This is a genomic window from Streptomonospora sediminis, assembly GCF_054778995.1.
This window is the reverse complement of record NZ_BAAGYZ010000140.1, coordinates 1-1,204: the sequence shown is the minus strand read 5'-3', so window position 1 is coordinate 1,204 and position 1,204 is coordinate 1. Positions and strand designations below refer to the sequence as shown.

Below are 1,204 nucleotides of genomic sequence, written 5' to 3'. Positions count from 1 at the left end.
ACAACGCCCCCACCACCGCAGCCGCCACATCCCCCCGACCATCACCCACACCCACCGTGATCGTGTGGACTTCGCCGTATGTCCGCAGCAGGTCGAGGACGCTGTTGATCCACTCCTGGTCGCCGTCCTCCGGCACCACCACCAGCCACGGGCCGGCCGAGCCGGCGGGCGGCGGGCCCCACTCGATGGGCTTCCAGTCGACCCGGTACCGCCACTGGTCGGTGATCCGGGAGTCGCGGCGTGCCTGCCACCACTCCGACAGGCGCGGCACCACCGGCTTGAGCGCATCGGGGGCGTCAGCCATGCCGATCAGCTCCGCCAACCCCGAGACGTCGCCGTTTTCGACCGCCGACCAGAAGTCGCCGGTCATCTCTTCCCCGGCGGCGGTGGTGGGGTCCTGTTTCGGCCAGTACTTGCGGTGGTCGAACGCGTAGGTGGGCAGTTCGACGCGGCGGGCGTCCAGCCCGGTGAACGCCGTGTCCCAGCGGACGTCGATGCCGCGCACCCATACTTCGCCGACCGATCGCAGGAACCGGTCCATGCCGCCGTCGTCGCGCCGGAGCGAGCCCGCGACCACTGCGCCGGCCTTCGTTACCGCCTCCTCGGGCAGGGAGTCTTCTGTGCCCGCGGTGAGAACCGGGTGCGGGCTGCATTCGATGAAGCACCGGTAGCCCTGCTCGGCGAGGTCGCGCACCGCGTCTGCGTAGCGGACCGGTTCGCGGAGGTTGCGGAACCAGTACTCGGCGCCGAGCGCCGTGCCGTCGGTGCGTTCTCCGGTCACCGTGGAGTGGAACGCCGCATGCCCGGCCTTCGGCGCGATCCCGGCGAGGAGGGTGCCGAGTTCGTCGCGGATCTGCTCGACCTCGGGCGAATGCGAGGCGTAGTCCACCGGCACCCGTTTCGCCCGGATGTCGCGATCGGCGCACCAGGCCGCCACGTTGTCGAGTGCGGGCACTGAGCCGGAGAGCACTGTGCTGGTCGGGCCGTTGACCGCGGCCAGCGACACGTCGGAGCCCTCGCCGAGCAACGGGGCGATGTCGTCGGGGCTCGCCTGCACCGAGAGCATTCCGCCTCCGGTGAGCCCGACGAGCAACTGCGACCGCGTCACCGAGATGCGCAGCGCGTCCTCCAGGGAAAGGGCTCCGCTGACGCAGGCCGCGGCGATCTCCCCCTGCGAATGCCCCACCACCACATCCGGCACCAC

1 protein-coding gene is annotated in these 1,204 nt (G+C 70.8%); it reads right to left on the bottom strand.

The genetic code is table 11. The features are described from left to right. On the bottom strand, positions 1 to 1,204 hold a 1,204-nt coding region (locus tag ACYVD5_RS26515; RefSeq protein ID WP_461003883.1), incomplete at both ends, for an acyltransferase domain-containing protein.